Genomic DNA, 23,082 nt, shown 5'->3' on the forward strand with positions numbered 1-23,082 from the left:
AGAGTGACCCATGTCGGAATCAGAAAGAGACCATGTGCTGCGCGGCCCCGCATTGCCCGAGCTGCTGCGCGAGGAGATCCTGGCGGATGTGTTCGAGGCGACCGCCCGGCGCGTGCCGCAGCGCATCGCGCTCGTGGCGGGAGAACGGCAGCTGAGCTATGCTGAACTGGACGCCGCTGCGGATGCCGTGGCGCACCGCCTGCTGCAGGCCGGCATCCGGGCGGGCGACATGGTCGGCCTGTGGCTGCCGCGCGGCATCGACCTGCTGGTGCTGCAGCTTGCCATTGCCAAGACGGGCGCAGCCTGGCTGCCCTTCGATGCCGAAGTGCCGGTGGAACGCATTGCCATCTGTCTGGAAGATGCCCAGGCCCGTGCGCTGCTGATCGATGCCCACCACGGCGAGCCCGTGCGGCAGCAGCCCGGCATCACAGCCCGCATCCTGACGGCGCAGGAACTGTTGCAAGCCCTGCCGGAGGGCACCGTGCTGCAGCGGCGCGAAGGCACATCGCCCGACTACACGGCCTACGTGATCTACACCAGCGGCTCCACAGGAAAGCCCAAGGGCATCGCCATCACGCAGCGCAGCATCTGCCATTTCCTGCGCAGCGAAAATGCGCGGCTGGGCATCCGGGAGGATGACAAGGTCTACCAGGGTTTTTCGGTGGCCTTCGACATGTCCTTCGAGGAAATCTGGATCAGCTATCTGGCAGGCGCCACGCTGTGGATTGCCCCCAAGGAGATCGCAGGGGATCCCGAAGCGCTGCCGCGTGCGCTGATCGAGAACGACATCACCGTGCTGCATGCCGTGCCGACGCTGCTGGCGCTGTTCGCGCAGGACGTGCCCAATTTGCGCATCATCAATCTGGGCGGCGAGATGTGTCCGCAAACGCTGGTGGAACGCTGGGCGCATGGGCGGCAGATGTTCAACACCTACGGACCGACCGAGGCCACCGTTTCGGCCTCGCTGGCCGAACTCCGTCCCGGTGAACCGGTCACCATTGGCGAAGCCCTGCCCAACTACGGTCTGCTGGTGATCGAGGTGATCGAGGTGATCGATCCCGACGCCATCGTCGATGGTCAGGTCCCGCCACTGAAGCTCCTGCCGTTCGGCGAGACCGGCGAACTGTGCATCACCGGCCGCGGAGTGGCCGCCGGCTACCTCGGTCGTCCCGAGCTGACTGCCGAGAAATTCCTGCCCAACCCCTGGGCCCGCAATCCGCAGGAGGCGCGCCTCTACCGCACCGGCGATCTGGCCCGCGTGGAAGAGCAGGGCGGCCGCTTGCAGATGCAGTGCCTGGGCCGCGCGGATGACCAGATCAAGATTCGCGGCTTTCGCGTGGAGCTGGGCGAAATCGAGGCGGTGCTGGCAAGACAGCCCGGCGTCGGGACCACCGCTGTGGTGCTGCTCAATGACGAGGGCATCGACCAATTGGTGGCCTTCTACGTGCCATCCGGCACCGAAACGCCCAGCGGCACGGCGCTGCGCAATGGCCTGGCGGATGTGTTGCCGCCCTACATGGTGCCGGCCCGCTTCGAGGCCCTGCCTGCTATGCCGCGCCTGTCTAGCGGCAAGATCGACCGCAAGGTGCTCAAGGCGCAGCCTCTGGCAGCCGCGGCTCCTGCCGAGGGTAGCGACCAGCCGGAAACGCCCGCAGAGCAGGCGCTGTTTGCCCAGCTCGAAAAGCTGTTCCCCGGCCAGCCGCTGCGCCGCGACATGGATTTTTTTGCTGATCTCGGCGGTCACTCGCTGTTCGCGGCGCGGCTGGTTTCGCTATTGCGGCAGGATGTGCGTCTGGCGCAGACAACCGTGGCCGACATCTATCAGCACCGCCGTATCGGCCTGATCGCCGAGGCGCTGCAGTTGCACCTTGCGGAACCTGCCAGCCAGACAGCGGAACGCCCGTTTCTCATCCACAGCGCCTGGCGCCGCTGGCGTTGCGGCCTGGCGCAGGGGCTGGCCATCCCGTTTCTGGTACTGCTCAAGATGGCGCAATGGCTGGCGCCATTCTTTGCCTACCATTTCTATACCGGCGATCCGGGCGACTCGATCTGGCGCGCCATCGCCATGTCGGTGTGGGCCTTCCTGATCACCACCCTGGCCGAGTTCGTGCTGGCCTGGGCCGGCAAGTGGCTGATTGCCGGTCGTCTCCAGCCCGGCAGCTACCCGTTGTGGGGCTGGACCTACTACCGCTGGTGGCTGGCCGACCGTCTGACCGAAGCCGTTCCCACCTACATGATCAACGGCTCGCCGCTTTACGCCTGGTGGCTGCGACTGCTGGGAGCGAAGGTGGGGGCAGAGGTCAATCTCGGCTCGGTCACCCTGCGCGTGCCGGAGCTGGTGGAAATCGGCGACGGGGCCAGCATCGGCAATGCCGTCAATCTGGAAAATGCCCGCGTTGAAGGCGGCATGCTGCATCTGGGCGCCATCACCATCGGGCCGGAGGCCTGTGTGGGCTCCTACGTGGTGATCGAGGGTGACACCCGCATTGGCGCCTATGGTCATCTGGAAGGGCAATCCGCGCTCGGCCGTGGGCAGCAGGTGCCGCCCCGCAAGGTCTGGCACGGCTCTCCCGCGCGTGAACGGGGGGATTTCGACCCGGCAACCCTGCCAGCGCGCCAACCAGTCAGTGCCGCGCGCAAGTGGCTGGAAAATGGCTTCTTCGTGCTGGGCTCGCTGGCGATGGCCGTGCTGTTCTTCCTGCCGGTATTTCCCACTTTCCTGCTGATCGACGTGCTGGATATTGACGAAATCGCCATCCAGCCCCTGTTCGACGCCGGTGCCATCAACGACTGGGAAGCCTTCGGCCTGCGCCTACTCAAGTTCTTCCTGCTGGCCTTGCCAGCCAGCCTCGTGTTCATTCTTGCGACGGTACTGATCGCGGCGGGCATCCGCTGGCTGTTCCTGCCGAAAATGCGCGAAGGCACCTGGCCGATCCACAGCAACCGCTATCTGGCCAAGTGGCTGGTGAACCAGATCCAGGAATCCAGTCTGGCCGTGCTGCACGGTGTCTATGCCACCATCTACTCCGCCACCTGGTACCGCCTGCTCGGTGCCAAGGTGGGCAAGGAAACCGAGCTGTCCACGGCGCTGGGCGTGGTGCCCGACATGCTCACGCTCGGCGACGAGTGCTTCATTGCCGATGCGGTGATGCTGGGGGACGAGCACATCGACGGCGGCTGGATGACCGTGAAGCCCACCGTGGTGTCGCGCCGCAGCTTTGTCGGTAATGGCGCTTACGTGCCGGATGGCACCACGATTCCGGAAAACGTCCTGATCGGGGTCATGAGTTCCGTGCCGCGCAATGCCGCCATGCAGGATGGGGACACCTGGGTCGGCTCGCCGCCGATGCACCTGCCCGCGCGCGAGGTTGTCAGCGGCTTTCCCGAACATCTGACCTTTGCGCCTTCACCGTGGCGCAAGCTGGGCCGCGGCCTGGTGGAGGCCTTCCGCATTGCCGCACCGCACGCGCTGGTCATCGCCGTGGGTTACGCACTGGTGCTGGATGCCATGCCGCTGGCAGCGAGCGGACGCTGGGGTGAAGTCGCGGTCGATGTGGCGCTGGGCGGCGTGCTGTTCGGCTTTGCCACCTATGTCTTCGTGGCACTGTTCAAGTGGCTGACCCTGGGGCGTTACCGGCAGCATTCCGTGCCGATGTGGACGCCGTTTGTCTGGCTGTCTGAGGCGGCAACCAATATGTACGAGGGCATCACCGTGCCCTGGTTCCTGCGCTACCTGCGCGGCACGCCCTGGCTGTCGGATGCGCTCAACCTGCTGGGCTGTCACATTGGCCGCGGTGTCTACATGGACACCACCGACATCACCGAATTCGATTGCGTGCACATTGGCGACCACAGCGAACTCAACGCACTGTGCTGCCCGCAGACCCATCTGTTCGAAGACCGCGTGATGAAGGTCGACCATGTGCGCATCGGCAGCCGCGTCACGCTCGGTCCGCGCTGCACCGTGCTGTATGGCGCGCAGGTGGCCGATGGCGCGCAACTGGGACCGCTGACGCTGGTGATGAAAGGCGAAGCCATCCCTCCGGGAACGCGCTGGCACGGCTTGCCGGCAACGCCCTGGCGTTCGGCCTGATCTACGCGTCCGAAACAGCAGGCAGCCGAAAGCGGAAATGAGATTCCGCCCGGCTGTCTGGCTCTTATTGCATGCCATCAATTTGTCATATTTATGTCGCAAATCTCTGCCACCATGCCTGTTTGAAAAAATGGGGCAACCCACGACACAAGACAAAGGGGAATGCATATGAGTGGGGAAGAAAAGACCCATCCGGCCGATCTGGGCAATCTGTACCAGCGCATGAGCCAGGAAGTCATGGACAGCTATGACGAATTCCTGGAACTCGAACTGGAAGATGCCGACAGCCTGATCAGCCACGAAACCGGCGAAGGTCACCACAGCACGCTCGACCGCCGCCTGTATTTCCGAGAGCTGCTGCGCCTGCAGGCCGAACTGGTCAAGCTGCAGGACTGGGTACAGTTCACCAAGGAAAAGGTGGTGATCGTGTTCGAGGGCCGCGATTCGGCCGGCAAGGGCGGCGTGATCAAGCGCATCACCCAGCGCCTGAACCCGCGCGTGGTGCGCGTGGCGGCACTGCCCGCACCCAACGACCGCGAGCGTACCCAGTGGTATTTCCAGCGCTATGTGTCGCACCTGCCCGCCGGCGGCGAGATCGTGCTGTTCGACCGCAGCTGGTACAACCGCGCTGGCGTCGAGCACGTCATGGGCTTCTGTACCGATGAGGAATACGAGGAGTTCTTCCGCAGCGCGCCCGAATTCGAGCGCATGCTGGTGCGCTCCGGCATCCGTCTGCTCAAGTACTGGTTTTCCATCAGCGATGGCGAGCAGCACAGCCGCTTCCTGAGCCGCATCCATGACCCGCTCAAGCAGTGGAAGTTCAGCCCCATGGACCTGCAGAGCCGCGTGCGCTGGGAGGCCTACACCAAGGCCAAGGAAGTCATGCTTGAACGCACACATATCGAGGAAGCACCGTGGTGGGTGGTGCAGGCGGTGGACAAGAAACGTGCCCGCCTCAACTGCATCAGCCACATTCTGGAGAGCCTGCCCTACACCGAGGTGGAGCGCCCCGAGGTGATCCTGCCCGAGCGCACCCGCCACCCTGATTACGTGCGCCATCCGATTCCGGAAGCCATGTACGTGCCCGAGCGTTACTGAGCGCCAGAACGCCAAGTAGGTGAATGCGCCAACCCGGTCACCCGCAGATGCTGCGCTATCATGTATCTGCGTGTCACCGGTCGATACGTTTGACCGCGTGTCAGTCCGGTATCAGGAAGTTGTGCGCAAATTCCATTTTCCGTTAGCAAGATCCACCTGAGTGTGAGGAGAGAACCATGTCGCGTGAAGTTGTAGTTGTCAGCGCTGTCCGTACTGCCATTGGTACCTATGGCGGCAGCCTGAAGGATGTGCCCCCCACCGAACTCGCCGCGCTGGTCGTGCGCGAGTCGCTGGCTCGCGGCTCCGTCGAAGGCAAGGACGTTGGCCATGTGGTGTTCGGCCACGTCGTCAACACCGAGCCCAAGGACATGTACCTGTCCCGCGTGGCTACCGTCAACGGCGGCTGCCCGATCGAAACCCCGGCCTTCAACGTCAACCGCCTGTGCGGTTCCGGCCTGCAGGCCATCGTGTCTGCCAGCCAGTCCATCCTGCTGGGTGACTGCGACGTGGCCATCGGCGGCGGTGCCGAGAACATGAGCCGCGCCCCCTATGCCAGCCTGAACACCCGCTGGGGCGCCCGCATGGGTGACACCAAGATGGTCGACATGATGGTCGGCGCCCTGAACGACCCGTTCCAGACCATCCACATGGGTGTGACGGCCGAGAACGTGGCCAAGGACTTCAACATCACCCGCGAAGACCAGGATGCCCTGGCCCTCGAGAGCCACCAGCGCGCCGAGAAGGCCTGGGCCGAGGACCGCTTCAAGGACCAGATCGTGCCGGTCACCATCAAGGGCCGCAAGGGTGATGTGGTGTTCGCGAAGGACGAGCACTTCCGTCCGGGCGCCAAGATCGAGGACTTCCAGAAGATGAAGCCGGTCTTCGTCAAGGAAAACGGTACCGTCACCGCTGCCAACGCTTCCGGCATCAACGATGCGGCTGCTGCCGTGGTGCTGATGGACAGCGAAGCCGCCAAGGCCCGTGGCGCCAAGCCGCTGGCCCGTCTGGTTGCCTACGCCCACGCCGGTGTCGAGCCGCGCATCATGGGTATCGGCCCGGTGCCCGCTTCCAACATCGCACTGAAGAAGGCCGGCCTGACCATCAATGACATGGACGTGATCGAGGCCAACGAAGCCTTCGCCGCCCAGGCCTGCGCCGTCACGCGTGGCCTGAACGCCGATCCGGCCAAGGTCAACCCGAACGGTTCCGGCATCTCCCTGGGTCACCCCATCGGTGCCACCGGCGCGGTCATCACCGTCAAGGCCCTGCACGAGCTGCAGCGCACTGGCGGCCGCTACGCGCTGGTCACCATGTGTATCGGTGGCGGCCAGGGTATTGCTGCCATCTTCGAACGCATGTAAGCAAGGCTGCGGCCATGTGCCGCAGTGCTTTCTGCTAAGCCACGGCCATGCCGTGGCTTTTTTTGTGCCCGCTTGCCGGAGCCGGGTGGGGTGACCCCGCGCGATGCTCCGGATAGGTGAGGCAGGCCAATGCATCATTTAATTGATTCATATAATGAATCATCCCCGTTCCCGCATGCACCAGATTTGGCGCAAGACGGGCACAAGGGTGCAGAATAGAAAGCATGCAGTTGACCAATACCCGCGACATCCGCGCCCAGATTGCCAACATCAGCAAGACGCGCAAGATCACCAAGGCCATGCAGCAAATCTCCTTTGCCAAGCTGGCCCAGGCGCGCAAGCGGGCCGAGGCGATCCGTCCCTATGGTCGCATCCTGCGCGGCATGATGGCGCGTCTGGTGCGCGTGGATCCGGACTATCAGCCGGCGCTGATGGCCCGGCGCGTGCCGGCGCACCGCATCGGCATGATTGTGGTGACGACGGACAAGGGTCTGTGCGGACCGCTCAACACACGCCTGCTGCAACAGGTGGTGGCGCAGCTGGCCTCGTGGGAGCAGGCTCGGCGCGAAGTGTCGCTCACGGTGGTGGGCTTGCGCGGGCTGTCGACCCTGGGCCGCGCCGGCTTCAAGGTGGTGGCGCATGTGCCCTGTGGCTGCGAATTCCAGCATTCCGAGGAGTTGCTCGGCACCATGTCGGTGCCCATCATGCAGTTTCTCAAGGGCGAGATCGACGAGTTGTACGTGGCCACCAACCGCTTCGTCAACACACTCAATTACGAACCCATCGTGTCGCGTTTCCTGCCGCTGGATGAGCGCCTGGTCGGCGTGCCAGCCTATCTGCAGCCTCCGGCCATGGCGCGTGCCGAATATGCGCCAGTAGATTACGTGTACGAACCGGGCGAGCAGGAGGCGGTGGACGCCTTGCTGCGACGCTATGTGGAAACCATCATCTACCAGGCGGTGGCAGAGAACTCGGCCTGCGAGCAGGCGGCGCGCATGACGGCGATGAAGGCCGCCACCGAAAACGCGGACCGCCGCGTGGATGAACTCACCCTGCAGTACCACAAGGCACGGCAGGAAGCGATCACGCGCGAGCTGATCGAAATCGTGGCAGGAGCAGCGGCAGTCGATGAACGATAAGACCATCTCCACCAGAGTGCCGTCCGGCGCGCCCACCATGCCGGTGGATGCGGACGCAGGCGCGGGCAAACAGGGACAACGGGCCAATGTGGGCAGTTTCCATCCCGGAGGCGTTGCAGCCTTGCCCGACAAGCTGCACCTGCAGGTCAGCACGGTCAATGCCCTGCTGTTCGAGGGCGATGTGCAGGAGGTGACGCTGCCCGGCGAGGCAGGCAGCCTGGGCGTGCTGCCCGGCCATGATCCCATGCTGCTGCTGTTGCGTGCAGGTCCGCTGGTCTATCGCGACCAGCGCCATGGAGAAGGCCATACGGTGTACGTGATCGGCGGGCTGGCCGAAGTGGGCGCGGGCTATGTGCGCGTACTGGCCGACCATGCGGTGCATTCGGACGATGCCGATGCACGCCGTCGCGCCGAAGCCATGCACCGGGCCGAAGCGCAACGCGAGAGCGAGCCACGCCCGGCCGACTTTGTCGGCATCAAGGCAGCGCTCGATGCCGAATTGCTGCGCTTCTTCCAGCTGGTGTTGTTCGGCAAGGACCGCTGAGCTTCATTCCTGCGGCACCACCATTTCCGCGTATTCGTACAGCTGGTCCAGCACCTGCTGTTTGGCGGGCTCCAGATCCTGCTGTTGCAACTCGTCCAGCTCGGCCAGCAGGGCGTCCACGCTGCGCGCTCCGCCGGCTCCATCCAGCAATCGCGATGCACAGTGTCCCTGCCATTGCTCCGCCTCTTCGGGATTGAGCGTGTCGGGGAAGTTGCGTGCTCGGTAGCGGAACAGCAGTTCGGGCAGGCGCTCGTCTTCGAAGCCGGTGCGGCTGGCGGCCAGCTGTGCCGGCGATAGCTGGCGCAGGTCTTCCAGCTTGCGGCGGTCGCCATTGCTGAGGAAGCCGCCATACAGGTCGCCGTCCACATCCACGGGGGCAGTTGCTGTCGGGCGTGTGAACACCTGCGCCCAGATGGCGCTCATGTCGGGCAGGTCGCGTGCCGCCACGGCATGCTGCAGTTGCGGTTCCAGATCGAACTGCCAGCGCGCCGCCATTTCCGGGCTGAGCGTGCGCAGGTTACGCACCACCATGGGCGACTTGTTCAGGTGGATGCTCTTGATCGGCAGACGCTGCACACCTTCAGGCAGCGCATCGCTGCGCGTGAAAAGGCGCGTGCGAATGGCTTCGGCATCCAACAGGGCTAGCTCCGAAGGATCATGGCGCAAGTCCCAGGCCAGCAGCTCGTTGCGGTTGGTGGGATGGCTGGCCAACGGCCACATCAGCGCCAGGCAGCCGCGATCGGCCGGCACCATGCCGGAGACATGCAGGAAAGGCTGCGCCGTCTGCTGCGTGGCGGGCAGGCCCAGCTCCTGTGCCACGCGGTCCTTGCGGCGCAGGCCCAGCGCAAACTCGAACAGGCGCGGCTGCTTCTCGCGCAGCAGGCGTGCGAGCGCGATGGTGGCACGCACATCCGACAAGGCATCGTGTGCCGCATCGTGCACCAGACCGTTGGCGGCGCTCAGGTGTTCGAGCTTGAAGCTCGGCTTGCCATCCACCACCGGCCATTCGATGCCTTGCGGACGCAGCGCATAGGTCATGCGCACCACATCCAGCAGATCCCAGCGGCCGCACTCGTTCTGCCATTCGCGTGCATAAGGGTCGATCAGGTTGCGCCAGAACAGGAATCGCGTGAATTCGTCGTCGAACCGGATGGTGTTGTAGCCCACGCCAATCGTGCCCGGCTGCGCCATCGCCTCGTGGATGGTGCGTGCAAACTGCCACTCGGGCATGCCCTGCTGCAGGCACTGCTGCGGGGTGATGCCGGTGATCAGGCAGGAGCCGGGGCTGGGCAGATAGTCCGGCGCCGGCTGGCACAGGATATTGATCGGCTCGCCGATCTCGTTCAGGTCGGCATCGGTGCGGATGGCGGCAAACTGGGCCGGCCGGTCGCTGCGCGGGTCGATGCCGAAGGTTTCGTAGTCGTGCCAGAGAAAGGTGTGAGTCATGTCGTTCAGGCGGGCTGCTCGGCGCCCAGGAAATCTTCAATCAGACGGGCCAGCACTTCGGGCTGGTCGTGGTGCAGCATGTGGCCGGCATCGTCCACGGTGGCGTGGCGCACGTCGGGAATGCGGGCCATGCGGGCGCGGTATTCTTCCTGCGTGTAGCGCTCGCCCCAGAACTGGGCAATGCTGTCGTCACGGGCTTCCACGCACAGTGTGGGTGCCGTGATGCAGGCCAGGCAGGCCATGGCTTCGTCGGCATGGTAAAGCTGGTGGTTGGGAATCTTGTGGCCGGCATGGGCCTGGATGTGCCAGTGCCCCTCGGCATCCTGCTCGGCCCAGCGGCGGGCCAGCCACAGCGCCTTGTCCAGCGGCAGGCGGGCGTTGGTCTGCTGCAGGCGACGCGCCACGGCGGGCAGGTCCGGGTAGTGGCGCAGCTTGAGCGTGCCGGCACGCAGCGCGCGGACATTGTCCATCCACTGCACCAGACGCTGGGGGGCGTCCTCGGGCTTTGTTGCAGGCAGGCCGAAACCTTCCAGGTTCACCAGGCGCCGCACGCGCTGGGGGCGCACGCCGGCATACTGCGTGACGATGTTGCCGCCCATGCTGTGCCCCACCAGATCCACGGGCGTGTCGCCGGCGAAATGGTCCAGCAGATAGTCCAGATCCAGCAGATAGTCGGCAAAGATGAAATGATCGGCCTGCGTGGCCGGGGTGTTGCCGAAGCCGCGCCAGTCGGGCGCGATGATGTGGCGCTCCTGCTGCAGCGCATCCACCAGGAACTGGTAGGAGTCCGCTACGTCCATCCAGCCGTGACACAGCACCAGCAGGGGCTGGCCTTCACGCGCCGTGCCCCATTCCAGCACATGGTGCTGCAGGTCGCGGATCGGCAGCATGCGTGATTGCGCGGGGCGCCGGGGCTGGTAGGGCGGGGTCAGGGTGTCGGAGGCCATGGTGTACGGAAAACTCGATCGGTCAAACTACAAAGTATGCCTGCAGCCGACGCAAAAAAGCCACCCGAAGGTGGCTTTTGCATTCAACGCAGGGTAAACCGCGTGAATTAGCGGGCAGCCGGTTCGGCCACGAAGATTTCGACGCGACGGTTCTGTGCGCGGCCATCCACGGTAGCGTTGCTGGCGATCGGCTGGGTGGAGCCGGCGCCGGACGTGGCGATGCGGCTGGCGGCAACACCCTGGCTTACCAGGTAGGCCTTGGCGGCATCAGCGCGGCGCTGGGACAGCGGGTTGTTGATGGCGTCAGAGCCGGTGCTGTCGGTGTGGCCCACCACGGACACGGTGGCTGCCGGGTTCTGGTTCAGGGTCTGAGCCAGACGCTGCAGGATCGGGTACATGTTGGCGTTCAGCACGGCCGAGTTGGTGGCAAAGCCAGCGTCAGCCGGGATGTTGATCTTCAGGCGGTTGTCCGCAGTCTGGGAGACCTGAACGGGAGTACCGGCGGTCACTTGCTGCATGGCCTGCTTCTGCTGTTCCATGCGCTGGGACCACAGGTAACCACCGGCAGCACCCAGAGCAGCGCCAACGGCAGCGCCGGTAGCGCGGGTACGGTTGTCGCGGTCGCCAACCTGGTTGCCGACCACGGTGCCCAGACCGGCACCGATGACTGCGCCGATGGCGGAGTTCTTGCCGGTGTTGGTCATGGTGCCGTCAGCGGCACAACCTGCCAGCAGGGCGGCAGCGGAAGCAGCAATAGTCAGGGAAGTGAAAGCCTTTTTCATATTCCTATCTCCTTTGAAAATGATTGCTTGCAGGGGGTTTTTGCTCGCAACGGTTACATTCTAGGCAGCGGATCATGACCAATTTGTAGGACGGCACTGATCGGACTGGTAATTGTTTGTATCGCAGCAGCGTGCAAATCACCGATTCCCGAGCATATTCGCAAGCAAAGCGGGAAAAACATCACGAAAACCCTGCTTCTCCCTTGTCAGGGTTCTGACAGGTTGATGACGTGTGAGGCAGGGTGAAGTGTCAATGTATTCAATGGCTTGAAGAATAAATCGCTGCGCTTGAATGGTGCGGCACGCCCGTGCTTGCGAATCGTTGCAAATGCTGCGTCGGACCGAGGATCCGGTGTTGTTTTTGCGGGCCCCTTGCAGGTGCCCGGCCGTTGACAGGCCGGCAAGGGGGGGTCAGGAGCAGGGTTGGCAAGCCTGATAATCGGGGCATGGCCAAGAAACAGCATGTGAGCGAAACCCCTGCCACGCATCTCTTGCGTGCAGAAGGCATCGCATTCGACGAATACAGCTACGAGTGGGAGCCGCATGGCGGCGCACGCCACAGCGCCGAGGTGCTGGGGCTCGATCCCTTCAGCGTTGTCAAGACGCTGGTGATGCAGAACCAGGACCGCCAGCCGCTGATCGTGCTGATGCACGGCAATCGCAGCGTGTCCACCAAGCAGCTGGCGCGCCAGATCGGTGCCAAGCAGGTGGAACCGTGCGCCGTGGAAGTGGCGCAGCGCCACAGCGGCTACCTGGTGGGCGGCACCTCGCCCTTCGGCACGCGCCGTGCCATGCCGGTCTATATCGAACGCAGCATTCTGGACTTGCCCCGCATTGCCATCAACGGCGGCCGGCGCGGCTATCTGCTCGGCATCGATCCGCAAGTGTGCATCCAGCTGCTGCAGGCGCAGCCGGTGGACTGCGCACTGGCAGAATAGCGCCTGAACCTGCAACCTCTTTTCCGGACACCATGCAAACCTCTTCCCTGATCGCCATCGTGCTGGCCTATCTGGTCGGCTCGCTCAGCTTTGCCGTCATCGTCAGCAAGGCCATGGGCCTGAACGACCCGCGCAGCTATGGCAGCGGCAACCCCGGTGCCACCAACGTGCTGCGCAGCGGCAACAAGCAGGCCGCCATCTTCACGCTGCTGCTGGATGCCTTCAAGGGCTGGCTGCCGGTGTTCATCGTGCAGCACTGGGGCAGCCAGTGGGGGCTGGGCGCCACCGATGTGGCGCTGGTGGGCCTGGCCGCCTTCCTGGGGCACCTGTACCCGGTGTTCTTCCGCTTCAAGGGCGGCAAGGGCGTGGCCACGGCGGCTGGCGTGCTGATCGGCTTCGGCCCCTGGCTGGGCCTGCTGGTGCTGGCCATCTGGCTGATCGTGGCCTTCGTGTTCCGCTACTCTTCGCTGGCCGCGCTGGTGGCAGCCATGGCGGCGCCATTGGTCTACATGCTGGGCATCAATGGCTGGTGGAAGGTGGAAGGGCCGGTGCTGATGTCCATCATCGTCATGAGCATGCTGCTGCTGTGGCGCCACCGTGACAACATCCGTCGCTTGCTGGCCGGCCAGGAAGGCCGCCTCGGCAGCAAGAAATAAGCCGAGGAGCCACTGCCATGACCGAATCCATCCGCCGCCTCAACGTCGAACCGCGCTACAGCGACGCCGCCATCTACAACGGTGTGGTCTATCTGGCCGGGCAGGTGCCTGACGACGCCAGCGCCGACATGGCCGGCCAGACGCGCCAGGTGCTGGCCACCATCGATCGCCTGCTGCAGGAAGCCGGCAGCAGCAAGTCGCGCATCCTCATGTGCCAGATCTTCCTGGCGGACATGGCCGACATCGCGGTGATGAACCAGGTATGGGATGCCTGGGTCGACAGCGCCAACAGCCCGCCGCGCGCCACCGTGCAGGCGGCGCTGGCCGATCCGGACTGGCGCATCGAAGTGGTGGCGACTGCCGCGCTTTAATCGCGGAAATTGTTGAAGCTCAGGGGGACGTCGGTCACGTCCTTCTTGATCAGCGCCATGGCGGCCTGCAGGTCGTCGCGCTTGGCGCCGGTCACGCGCACCGAATCACCCTGGATGGAGGCTTGCACCTTCATCTTGCTGTCCTTGATCAGCTTCTGGATCTTCTTGGCCAGCTCGCTCTCGATGCCGTTGCGCACCTTGAGCACCTGCTTGACCTTGTCGCCGCCGATCTTCTCGACCTTGCCCAGGTCGAGGAAGCGCACGTCCACGTTGCGCTTGGTCATCTTGTTGCGCAGGATGTCTTCCACCTGCTGCAGCTGGAAGTCGGCATCGCCGAACAGGGTGATTTCCTTGTCCTTGATCTCGATGGCGGCGCTGGTGCCCTTGAAGTCGAAGCGGGTGCCGATTTCCTTGGCAGTGTTTTCGACGGCATTCTTGACTTCGACCAGATTGGGTTCGCAGACGGTATCAAAAGAGGGCATGAGGGCTCCTGGCTCGTAGTGTGTCTTGTGGGATTGGTGGGACAATTATCCCCCATGACTATTCTCCGCCTCGAACGCAACGCCTCTCTGGATACCTTCAACACCTTCGGCATTTCCGCACGCGCCTACGACCTGCTGCACGTGCGCTCCGCCGCCGAGCTGCAGGCGCTCAGCGAGCAGCCCGAACTGCTGACCAAGGGCTGGCTGGCGCTGGGTGGCGGCAGCAATCTGGTGCTGACCGGCGATGTGCGCCAGTTGGTGCTCAAGATCGAGATCATGGGCAAGGCGCTGGTGGACGAGGATGACAAGTACTGGATCGTGCAGGCCGGCGCTGGCGAGAACTGGCACGGCTTCGTGGAATGGACGCTGCAGCAGGGCTTCCCGGGCCTGGAAAACCTGGCACTGATTCCCGGCGTGGTGGGCTCCTCGCCAGTGCAGAACATCGGCGCCTATGGCGTGGAGCTGCAGGACCGCTTCCACAGCCTGGATGCCGTCGAGATCGAAACCGGCCGCGCCTTCACGCTGACGGCGGCCCAGTGCAGCTTCGGCTATCGCGATTCCGTGTTCAAGCACGCCCCGGTCAAGCCGGGCGACCATGGGCTGGCCGGCAAGGCCGTCATCACCCATGTGCGCTTTGCGCTGCCCAAACAATGGCGTGCCGAAATCGGCTATCTGGACATCCAGCGCAAGATGGCCGAGTTGCAGATCACCGATCCGAGCGCGCAGCAGGTGTTCGACATGGTGGTGGCCATCCGCCGCGCCAAGCTGCCCGATCCCGCCGTGATCGGCAATGCCGGCAGTTTCTTCAAGAACCCGGTGGTTACGGCTGAACAATGCCGCGACATCATCAACCGCGAGCCCAACATCGTGCACTACGAGATGCCCGATGGGACCATCAAGCTGGCTGCCGGCTGGCTGATCGATGCCTGCGGCTGGCGCGGCAAGAGCATGGGCAATGCCGGCGTGTACGAGAAGCAGGCGCTGGTGCTGGTCAACCGCTTTGGCGAAACCGGCATCCGCGCGACCGGTGGCGAAGTGATGACTCTCGCCGGTGCCATCCAGGCCAGCGTGTACGAGCGCTTCGGCATACGGCTGGAGCCGGAGCCGGTGGTGGTGTGAGGGGCTCTGATTCATCTCCTTGCGCATGTCCGTGCGCACGGATTGCCTGAAGAGCGCGAGCGTCGGCTCCGCGTAGTGTGAAGGTTTTCACCTATTTCGGTTTTGTCGCAGGCGCATGCGCACACTTTGAAGCGGACGGCATCGTATGATCAGAAAACGTGATCCCTTATTTCAGGAAGGATGCCAACCATGAACAACTCCATCGTCGACGAGCTGCTGGGCCAGCTGCAAGGACCGCTGCTGGGCCAGATCGCCGGCCAGCTGGGCACCGACAACTCCCAGGCACAGAACGCCATTACCGCCGCGATTCCCATGATCGTGGGTGCACTGGGCCGCAACGCCCAGTCTCCGCAGGGCGCGGAAGACCTGTTCGGCGCGCTGCAACGTGATCATGTTCCGGCAGCCGCAGGCGGCCTGGATCTGGGCGGTCTGCTCGGCTCCCTGCTGGGTGGTGGCGCCATGGCCGCTCCCTCGCGCCAGATGGACGGCGGCAGCATCCTCGGCCACATCTTCGGTGGTGCCCAGCCACGTGCCGAAGCAGGCCTGGGTCAGGCAACTGGCATCGGTTCCGACAAGTCGGCGCAGCTACTGAAGATTCTGGCCCCCATTGTGATGGCCTTCCTGGCCAAGAAGGTGATGGCAGGCGGCATGAACTCCGGTTCCCTGGGCGGCATGCTCGGCCAGGAACGCGCGCAGGTGCAGCAGCAGGGTGGCCTGGGCGGCACTCTGATGAACGCCGTGCTGGATCAGGACGGTGACGGCCAGGTGGGTCTGGGTGACCTGCTCAAGATGGGCGCCACCTTCCTGGGTGGCCGCCGCTGATCACAACGCTGCCCCCCAGTGGCTGATCGTTGACCGGATCAGCTTGGGGTTTGGTGTTTCAAGACGCCCGCATGGCTTTGCTTGCGGGCGTTCTTGCTTGTGTTCCAGCTCACAACGATCGCGCGGCAGGCAAAGGGCTCTTGCAGGGTGAAAAGTCCTGATTCAAGAAGCTGGTGCGCCCGGTCGGTCTACCCGGTCTGGCCGCAATACGAGTGGCACGCCCGTGTTTCCGAATCGTGCCGCGCAAAGCAGGATTGCACGGACTGGCGCAACGGACGCAAAAAAGCCGCCCGGCTTGCGCAACAGGCGGCTTGTCAGCAGATGACAGAAGGAAATCAGTCCTTCTTGCCTTCCAGCTTCAGCATGGCAGCGCCTTCGCCCAGTTGCAGCAGGCCGCTGTTGGCGTAGATGCCCAGCTTGTCACGCGTGTCGACGATGTCCAGGTTGCGCATGGTCAGTTGGCCGATGCGGTCGGCCGGAGAGAAGGGCGCGTTCTCGACCTTTTCCATGCTCAGGCGCTCTGGCGCGTAGGTCAGGTTGGGCGACTCGGTATTCAGCAGCGAGTAGTCGTTGCCGCGGCGCAGTTCCAGCGTCACTTCGCCGGTCACGGCACGGGCCACCCAGCGCTGGGCGGTTTCGCGCAGCATCAGGGTCTGCGGATCGAACCAGCGGCCCTGGTACAGCAGGCGGCCCAGCTTCAGGCCGTTGATGCGGTACTGCTCGATGGTGTCCTCGTTGTGGATGCCGGTCACCAGGCGCTCGTAGGCAATGTGCAGCAGCGCCATGCCAGGGGCTTCGTAGATGCCGCGGCTCTTGGCTTCGATGATGCGGTTCTCGATCTGGTCGCTCATGCCCAGGCCGTGGCGGCCGCCGATGCGGTTGGCCTCCAGGAACAGTTCCACCGGATCGTGGATGTCCTTGCCGTTAAGGGCAACCGGCACACCTTCCTCGAAGCGCACGCGCACTTCCTCGGCTTTCACTTCCACTTCCGGCTTCCAGAACGCCACGCCCATGATCGGGTTGACGATGCGGATGCCGCTGTTCAGCTCTTCCAGATCCTTGGCTTCGTGCGTGGCACCCAGCATGTTGCTGTCGGTGGAGTAGGCCTTCTCGGCGCTCATCTTGTAGCCATGGCCGTTGGCGGTCATGAAGGCGCTCATTTCGGCGCGGCCGCCCAGTTCGTCGATGAACTGCTGGTCCAGCCAGGGCTTGTAGATCTTCAGCGCCGGGTTGGTCAGCAGGCCGTAGCGGTAGAAGCGCTCGATGTCGTTGCCCTTGAAGGTGGAGCCGTCACCCCAGATGTTGACGTCGTCTTCCTTCATGGCGGCCACCAGCATGGTGCCGGTCACGGCGCGGCCCAGCGGGGTGGTGTTGTAGTAGTAGATGCCGCCGGTGCTGATGTGGAAGGCACCGCACTGGATGGCGGCAATGCCTTCGTGTGCCAGCTGCGTGCGGCAGTCGATCAGGCGGGCCTGTTCGGCACCGTATTCCATCGCCTTCTTCGGGATGGCGTCATAGTCGGACTCGTCAGGCTGACCCAGGTTGGCGGTATAGGCGTAGGGCACGGCGCCTTTCTGGCGCATCCACAGCAGGGCGGCGGAAGTGTCCAGGCCGCCGGAGAAGGCAATGCCGACCTTCTGGCCGGCGGGAATCGATTGCAGGATGGTGTTGGACATGGCGTGTCGTCAGTGGAAATACGGAAAGGGCGGACCGATCAGCCGAAGTGGCAGATGTAGTGGTAGGGCTCGGTCACGCGGATGTCGAAGGCGCTATTGCCAGGGATGCTGAAGCTCTCGCCAGCATTGCTGCGCTGCCAGGCATCGCTGCTGGCCAGCTTGTATTCGCACCAGCCCGCCACGCATTCCATGATTTCGGGAGCGCCGGTATTGAAGGTCAGCGTCGCGGGCAGGATCACGCCGGCGGATTTTTTGGTGCCATCAGCCAGGGTGAAATTGTGCGAGACGCACTTGCCGTCGAAATAGACATTGGCCTTGGGATCCAGGGCCACGTTGCTCAGGGGGGAAGTCATGGATGCGGTTCTCGTGCGAAGACATTGCCGGCGCAATTGCGGCAAAGTGTGAATGTTACCTTTTTTTGCGCCGGGCCGGAACCGGCGGCGCCTCACAGCAGTGGCGACAGCAGGCGCGCAAACGAGGCCGGCAGGCGGTGATACCACTGCGTGCTGCGCGGGTTGAAGGCCACCAGCCGGGCCCGTCCGAGGTCATGCACGAAGTCGTCGGCCAGTTGGCGATTCAGCTCGGGGCTGAACAGGGCCACGGCAATCTCGAAGTTGAGCAGGAAGCTGCGGTTGTCGAAGTTGGCCGTGCCCACCATGCTGTAGTTGTCGTCCACCACCAGCGTCTTGGCATGCAGCATGTTGCCTTGGTACTCGAAGATTTTCACGCCGGCTTCGCGCAGCACGCCGAAATAGGAGCGTGCCGCCACCGTCACCAGCCAGGAGTCGCTGCGGCGCGGCACCAGGATCTGCACGTTCACCCCGCGCAGCGCTGCATTCATCAGGGCGAAGAAGGTCGGCTCGGTCGGCACGAAGTAGGGCGTGGTGAGCAGGATGCGCTGCTCGGCAATGCTGATGGCGTGCAGTACGCTCTGGTGGATGGACTGCCCATCGCTGTCCGGCCCAGAGGCCACCACATGCACGGCAAACGGGCCGGGCGCGTGCGGCGCCAGCACCTCCGGTTCGAAGCGGTGCTTGCCGCTGGCATATACCCAGTCCTGCATGAACACGTACTGCAGCCAGCGCACGCCGGCGCCCTCCATGCGCAGATGCGTGTCGCGGTAGGCGGTCTTGGGCAGCTGCTCCTCGTTTTCCTCGTCGGTGATGTTGATGCCGCCGGTAAAGCCGATGCTGCCGTCCACCACCACGATCTTGCGGTGGGTGCGCAGGTTCACCAGCGGGCGCCAGCGGTCCAGCCGCGCGGGGTGGAACACGGCAAACTCGCCGCCCGCCTGCACAAAGGCCTGCAGCATGGCCCGGCCGCGCCAGCCGAGTAGGGCGGACGAGCCCACACCATCCACCAGCAGGCGCACTTTCACTCCGTTGCGTGCGCGTTCGGTCAGGGCGCTCAGCAGGCGCTTGCCGGTCTGGTCCGGCTCGAAGATGTAGTACTCCAGATGGATGTGCTGGCAGGCGCATTGCACTGCCTGCAGGATGGAGCGCAGCGTGGCTGCACCGCCCAGCAGCCGCTCCACCTTCGAGCAGCTGGAAGGCGGAATGCCCGAACTGGCTTCGATCAGCCGGCTGTGCTGCGTGGCCCAGACCGGCGGATGCGGATTGTTGGCACGCAGTGCCTGCAGATCGGTTTCCGAGGCCAGCAACGCGCGGCTGCGCATGCGGCGCAGGGATTGCCGCTCCACCCGCCGCGGGCCGACGAAGTGGTACAGCACCAGGCCCACCGGCGGAATCAGGCACAGCGCCAGAATCCAGGCCAGCGTCGCCGCCGGCGAGCGTTGTTGCCACACGATGCGGATCGCCAGATAGATGCCCGTCAACAGCCACACCCAGCCCAGCAGGCTTTTCCAGTGCAGCATCAGGAAGTTCAGGGCGGCTTGCATCGACAGGGCAGGGAGGCGGTCAGGGAGCGGAGAATGCGTCGAGATTAGCAGAGTCCGCCGCCGTGAACGCGAATGGCGATGGTTTTTCAGTGCACGGCATCAGTTGCGTGGTCGCTTGCCGTGCCAAGCCGCTGAAAAGACGCACTGAGTAACACGGATGATTGCGCAAGAGTTGTCAAAAGGCCGCAATTACGGCTAGCATGGGAAGCTTTTGCGTCTGGCAACCCCGCACACCGAGAACAACATGCAAGCTGCACCTTCTTCCCATCCGCCCATCATCGTGTCCAGCCTGGATTACGATCGCATCGAGCAATTGCTGGAGTCCGACCTGGCCCACGGCCTGCCGGGCGTGGACGCGCTGGAGCAGGAGTTGCGGCGTGCCAGCGTGGTGGAGCCGCAGGACATGCCTGCCGGTGTGGTCACCATGAACTCCACCGTGCGTTTCGAGGATGTCAAGACCGGCAGCCAGCATGCGCTGACCCTGGTCTATCCCAAGGGTGCCGGAGCGCCGGACACGATCTCCGTGCTGGCGCCGGCCGGCAGTGCGCTGCTGGGTCTGTCGGTGGGGCAATCCATCGCCTGGCCGATGCCGGGCGGCCGCACGCTCGAACTGCGCATCCTCGAGGTGATTTCCCAGCCCGAGGCCGAGGGCCAGTTCCACCGGTGATAGCGGCGTTCGCGGCTTGCCGGATGCTGCAGCGTCGGCAGGCCGTCTGAGTACGTGTAGCGGAAGGCATAGCGCCAGAGTGGTGCAGCCTTCCCACATCGCTGCAGTGCAATCTCCGGGCGTTTTTCCAGTGGCCAGTCAGGCCGCCGGTGGCCACTCATCGGGCGTGTAGCCCACCGTCAGGCTCCCCTGGCCCCAGTCGATCACCGGCCGCTTGATCACGCTGGACTGCTGCTGCATGAGGGCAGCGGCAGAGGCGGCATCGACCACGCCGGCCTGTGTCTCTGCATCGAGCTTGCGCCAGGTGGTTCCCTTGCGGTTCAGCACCCGTTCCCAGCCTGCCTTGTCCAGCCAGTGCTGCAGGGCTTCAGCTGGAACTCCCTGCTTCTTGAAATCATGAAACTGGTAGGCCAGCCCTTGCTGGTCCAGCCAGACGCGGGCCTTTTTCACGCTGTCGCAGTTGGGAATGCCGTAGACGGTAATGGTGGGGGTGCTGCTGTCGTTCATGCCCGCATTATCGGCCGGGTTCGCGTGATGCAGTGCGTCAGGCCGGGGTCGAGTCTGGGACAATATGCGCCATGCAATCCTTCACCACTCTTGACCAGTGGCTGGCCCACTGCGAGCAGCTGCACCCCGTCACCATCGATCTCGGCCTGGACCGCCTGCGCACCGTGGCTGCGCGCATGCATGACGGCGCCGGGCTGCACTTCGACTGTCCGGTGTTCACCGTGGCCGGCACCAACGGCAAGGGTTCGACCTGCGCCATGCTCGAAAGCATTCTGCGTCAGGGCGGCTACCGCACCGGCCTGTTCACTTCGCCGCACCTGGTGCATTTCAACGAGCGTTGCCGCATCAATAATGAGCCGCTGGACGAGGCCGTGCTGTGCCAGCACTTCGCGGCCGTGGAACAGGCTCGCGGCGACATCAGCCTGACCTATTTTGAATTCACCACGCTGGCCATTCTGGATGCGCTGGCCAGCGCCCGACTGGATGCCGTCATCCTCGAGGTGGGCATGGGCGGCCGCCTCGATGCCGTCAACCTGATCGATACCGACTGCGCCATCATCACCAGCATCGACATCGACCACGTGCAGTTCCTGGGCAACGACCGCGAGACCATCGGCGTGGAAAAGGCCGGCATCATGCGCCCCGGCAAGCCGGCGGTGGTGAGTGATCCGATGCCGCCGCAGAGCATCGTGCAGCACGCCGAAAAGCTGGGCGCCGACCTGTGGCTGGTGGGGCGCGACTTCAACACTGCCGGTGACCAGCAGCAGTGGAGCTGGGCCGGTCGTGGCCGCCGCTACAGCAGCATGGCCTATCCCGGCCTGCGCGGTGCCAACCAGCTGGTCAATGCGGCTGGCGTGCTGGCCGCGCTCACGGCACTGCGTGATCGCCTGCCGGTGCCGGCGCAGGCGGTGCGGCTGGGTCTGGCCACCGTGGAGCTGCCGGGCCGCTTCCAGATGGTGCCCGGCCAGCCGACGCTGGTGCTCGATGTGGCCCACAACCCGCATGCCGCGGCAACACTGGTGGCCAACCTGGATGCCATGCCGTATTACCCGACCACGCACGGCGTTTTCGGTGCCATGGCCGACAAGGATCTGGGCGACATGCTGCGCCGCATGCATCCTGTGATCGACCGCTGGTATTTCACCGATCTGCCCACGCCGCGCGCCGAAACCGCGGCAGGCCTGCTGGCGCAGTGGCAGGAATGCTGCAGCGGGCAGGGCGGGCGCGTGGTGCAATCGCAGGCAGAGACTTATTCCAGCCCGCAACAGGCACTGCAAGCCGCCATTGCGGCAGCAGACCCGGCTGATAGAATTGTGGTTTTCGGATCCTTCTACACGGTGGGTGAAGTGTTGCGGGAACCTTTGCCCCGCCTTTCGGCTCCACATGTGGCGGACTGAGCGCGGCAACCGCCGCACCCGCAAGCAGGTGCACATCGCCCACAAGGCCGCACCTGCAGGATCCTGAACCACTGGTTGTTGCATGGCAATTTTCTCAAACCGAAATTCCAGCCCCCAAAATCCGGCTCCGGCCGACGCTGCCGCCGACAAGAGCCGTGCTCCTGCCGGGCTGGTGCCGTCTGCCGAAGACCTGCGCCGTCGCGCGCGTCATCGCCTGATCGGTTCCGCCGTTCTGGTGGTGGCTGCCGTCATCCTGTTTCCCCTCGTGTTCGACGCTGAGCCGCGCACCGTATCGCCCACCATCCCGATTGTGATGGATGACAAGGTCGACGTGGTGGCGGCCGGTTCGCCTGCCGCGCGCGTGGACGTGCAGAAGAGCCTGGCCGACAACGAGGAAATCGTGGCCGATGCCGGCAGCGCACAGGCTGCCCAGCCTGCTGCCGATGATGCCGCCAGCCGTGACGACGAAGCGGCGCAGCGCGCCGAACAGGACAAGGCGGCTGCCGAGGCAGAGAAGGAAGCTGAAGCCAGACGCAAGGCCGATGAGGAACAGGCTGCCAGGCAGGCAGAGGCAGACCGCAAGGCTGCCGAGAAGCGCGCTGCCGACAAGAAGGCGCAGGAGCGCCGTCTGGCCGAGCAGAAGGCGGCTGAAAAGCGTGCCGCCGACAAGAAGGCTGCGGAAGAGAAGGCAGCCGAAGCACGTCTGGCGCAGCAAAAGGCAGCGGAAGAGCGTGCAGCCGAACAAAAGGCCGCCCGCGAGGCAGAAGCCGAGAAACAGCGTGCCCTGGCCGAGCAGAAGGCGAAGGAAGCGGAGCAGCGCAAGCTGGCTGAACAGAAGGCGCGTGAAGAAGCCCAGAAGACCGCAGAAAAGCCGGCTGTCAACTATGACTTCCCGGAAAAGGGCCGCTTCGTGGTGCAGGTGGGTGCTTTTGTCGAGGACGCGCGCGTTGCAGAAACGCGCCGCAAGCTGTCCGCCGCCGGCATCAGCAACTTCACGCAGAAGGTCAAGATCGGTGGCAAGGAAGTCACCCGCGTGCGCATGGGTCCGTTTACCACCCGCAAGGAAATGGAACGCGTGGCCGCGAAGGTCAAGGCGCTCGGCTTGCCGGTGTCGATGTACAGTTACTGACGGCAGGGTTG

21 protein-coding genes are annotated in these 23,082 nt (G+C 64.3%); 13 read left to right on the top strand and 8 right to left on the bottom strand.

The genetic code is table 11. The features are described from left to right. Nucleotides 1–10: 10 nt before the first annotated feature. The 5 genes from BMW28_RS10445 (at nucleotide 11) to atpC (ending at nucleotide 8,235) form a co-directional block, all read left to right on the top strand. Entirely contained in the window at nucleotides 11–4,093 is a 4,083-nt protein-coding gene (locus BMW28_RS10445) for a Pls/PosA family non-ribosomal peptide synthetase (protein WP_091817595.1), read from the top strand. 222 nt (nucleotides 4,094–4,315) lie between these two features. Continuing rightward, nucleotides 4,316–5,191 (top strand): polyphosphate kinase 2, encoded by an 876-nt coding sequence (gene ppk2 / locus BMW28_RS10450; RefSeq protein WP_407640953.1) that lies wholly within the window; start codon nucleotides 4,316–4,318, stop codon nucleotides 5,189–5,191. Between the two features lie 176 nt (nucleotides 5,192–5,367). Then, nucleotides 5,368–6,552: a beta-ketothiolase BktB gene (gene bktB, locus BMW28_RS10455; RefSeq protein ID WP_091817600.1), complete on the top strand. Its 1,185-nt coding sequence runs from the start codon at nucleotides 5,368–5,370 to the stop codon at nucleotides 6,550–6,552. Nucleotides 6,553–6,776: 224 nt separating this feature from the next. Beyond that, nucleotides 6,777–7,691 (top strand): ATP synthase F1 subunit gamma, encoded by a 915-nt coding sequence (atpG, locus tag BMW28_RS10460; protein ID WP_091817603.1) that lies wholly within the window; start codon nucleotides 6,777–6,779, stop codon nucleotides 7,689–7,691. Next, on the top strand, nucleotides 7,681–8,235 hold the full coding sequence (atpC, locus tag BMW28_RS10465; RefSeq protein WP_091817607.1) for an ATP synthase F1 subunit epsilon: 555 nt from the start codon (nucleotides 7,681–7,683) through the stop codon (nucleotides 8,233–8,235). The genes atpG and atpC overlap by 11 nt, the downstream gene beginning before the upstream one ends. Nucleotides 8,236–8,238: 3 nt before the next feature. On the opposite strand, the gene sbcB is transcribed toward atpC, so the two are convergent. The 3 genes from sbcB to BMW28_RS10480 all read right to left on the bottom strand — a co-directional run bounded on the left by sbcB (nucleotide 8,239) and on the right by BMW28_RS10480 (nucleotide 11,410). Next, nucleotides 8,239–9,681 carry an exodeoxyribonuclease I gene (sbcB, locus tag BMW28_RS10470; protein ID WP_091817610.1) on the bottom strand — a complete coding sequence of 481 codons (1,443 nt, stop codon included), beginning with the start codon at nucleotides 9,679–9,681 and terminating at the stop codon, nucleotides 8,239–8,241. Between the two features lie 5 nt (nucleotides 9,682–9,686). After that, the gene (locus BMW28_RS10475; protein ID WP_091817612.1) at nucleotides 9,687–10,628 is read right to left on the bottom strand and encodes an alpha/beta fold hydrolase; all 942 of its coding nucleotides are present in this window, start codon (nucleotides 10,626–10,628) and stop codon (nucleotides 9,687–9,689) included. A 107-nt stretch (nucleotides 10,629–10,735) separates the two neighbouring features. Continuing rightward, nucleotides 10,736–11,410 (bottom strand): YiaD family glycine zipper/OmpA-like lipoprotein, encoded by a 675-nt coding sequence (locus BMW28_RS10480; protein ID WP_091817615.1) that lies wholly within the window; start codon nucleotides 11,408–11,410, stop codon nucleotides 10,736–10,738. 446 nt (nucleotides 11,411–11,856) lie between these two features. Here BMW28_RS10480 and BMW28_RS10485 point away from each other — a divergent pair, with 446 nt between their 5' ends. The 3 genes from BMW28_RS10485 to BMW28_RS10495 are packed head-to-tail and all read left to right on the top strand — an operon-like array spanning nucleotide 11,857 to nucleotide 13,375. Next, the gene (locus BMW28_RS10485; RefSeq protein ID WP_091817618.1) at nucleotides 11,857–12,348 is read left to right on the top strand and encodes an aminoacyl-tRNA deacylase; all 492 of its coding nucleotides are present in this window, start codon (nucleotides 11,857–11,859) and stop codon (nucleotides 12,346–12,348) included. A gap of 32 nt (nucleotides 12,349–12,380) precedes the next feature. Further along, entirely contained in the window at nucleotides 12,381–13,004 is a 624-nt protein-coding gene (plsY, locus tag BMW28_RS10490; protein WP_091817620.1) for a glycerol-3-phosphate 1-O-acyltransferase PlsY, read from the top strand. 17 nt (nucleotides 13,005–13,021) lie between these two features. Then, on the top strand, nucleotides 13,022–13,375 hold the full coding sequence (locus BMW28_RS10495) for a RidA family protein (RefSeq protein WP_091817623.1): 354 nt from the start codon (nucleotides 13,022–13,024) through the stop codon (nucleotides 13,373–13,375). Here the strand turns inward: BMW28_RS10495 and BMW28_RS10500 are convergent. After that, nucleotides 13,372–13,857, bottom strand: coding sequence for a YajQ family cyclic di-GMP-binding protein (locus BMW28_RS10500; protein ID WP_091817626.1), 486 nt, complete (start codon nucleotides 13,855–13,857; stop codon nucleotides 13,372–13,374). The two genes, BMW28_RS10495 and BMW28_RS10500, sit on opposite strands and share 4 nt — an antisense overlap. A 54-nt stretch (nucleotides 13,858–13,911) precedes the next feature. Here BMW28_RS10500 and murB point away from each other — a divergent pair, with 54 nt between their 5' ends. Further along, a complete protein-coding gene (gene murB / locus BMW28_RS10505) occupies nucleotides 13,912–14,976 on the top strand; it encodes a UDP-N-acetylmuramate dehydrogenase (RefSeq protein WP_091817628.1) in 1,065 nt (354 codons plus the stop codon). A gap of 189 nt (nucleotides 14,977–15,165) precedes the next feature. Next, nucleotides 15,166–15,798, top strand: a complete 633-nt coding sequence (locus BMW28_RS10510; RefSeq protein WP_091817631.1) for a DUF937 domain-containing protein — start codon at nucleotides 15,166–15,168, stop codon at nucleotides 15,796–15,798. Between the two features lie 335 nt (nucleotides 15,799–16,133). On the opposite strand, the gene argG is transcribed toward BMW28_RS10510, so the two are convergent. The 3 genes from argG to cls form a co-directional block, all read right to left on the bottom strand. Further along, nucleotides 16,134–17,474 (bottom strand): argininosuccinate synthase, encoded by a 1,341-nt coding sequence (argG, locus tag BMW28_RS10515; RefSeq protein WP_091817633.1) that lies wholly within the window; start codon nucleotides 17,472–17,474, stop codon nucleotides 16,134–16,136. 38 nt (nucleotides 17,475–17,512) lie between these two features. After that, a complete protein-coding gene (gene ppnP, locus BMW28_RS10520) occupies nucleotides 17,513–17,827 on the bottom strand; it encodes a pyrimidine/purine nucleoside phosphorylase (protein WP_091817636.1) in 315 nt (104 codons plus the stop codon). A gap of 92 nt (nucleotides 17,828–17,919) precedes the next feature. Then, entirely contained in the window at nucleotides 17,920–19,371 is a 1,452-nt protein-coding gene (gene cls / locus BMW28_RS10525) for a cardiolipin synthase (RefSeq protein WP_234970120.1), read from the bottom strand. A 244-nt stretch (nucleotides 19,372–19,615) separates the two neighbouring features. Between cls and rnk the strand changes: the two genes are divergently transcribed. Beyond that, nucleotides 19,616–20,038, top strand: coding sequence for a nucleoside diphosphate kinase regulator (gene rnk, locus BMW28_RS10530; protein ID WP_091817708.1), 423 nt, complete (start codon nucleotides 19,616–19,618; stop codon nucleotides 20,036–20,038). Between the two features lie 138 nt (nucleotides 20,039–20,176). Here the strand turns inward: rnk and BMW28_RS10535 are convergent, their stop codons facing one another. After that, nucleotides 20,177–20,545, bottom strand: a complete 369-nt coding sequence (locus BMW28_RS10535; RefSeq protein ID WP_091817639.1) for an ArsC family reductase — start codon at nucleotides 20,543–20,545, stop codon at nucleotides 20,177–20,179. Nucleotides 20,546–20,616: 71 nt separating this feature from the next. Between BMW28_RS10535 and folC the strand changes: the two genes are divergently transcribed. Beyond that, nucleotides 20,617–21,942, top strand: coding sequence for a bifunctional tetrahydrofolate synthase/dihydrofolate synthase (folC, locus tag BMW28_RS10540; RefSeq protein WP_091817643.1), 1,326 nt, complete (start codon nucleotides 20,617–20,619; stop codon nucleotides 21,940–21,942). Between the two features lie 82 nt (nucleotides 21,943–22,024). Further along, nucleotides 22,025–23,071, top strand: coding sequence for an SPOR domain-containing protein (locus tag BMW28_RS10545; RefSeq protein WP_091817645.1), 1,047 nt, complete (start codon nucleotides 22,025–22,027; stop codon nucleotides 23,069–23,071). Nucleotides 23,072–23,082: the final 11 nt, after the last annotated feature.

It is taken from the genome of Allobrachymonas denitrificans DSM 15123 (assembly GCF_900110225.1).
Taxonomy (GTDB): Bacteria; Pseudomonadota; Gammaproteobacteria; order Burkholderiales; family Burkholderiaceae_C; genus Brachymonas; species Brachymonas denitrificans.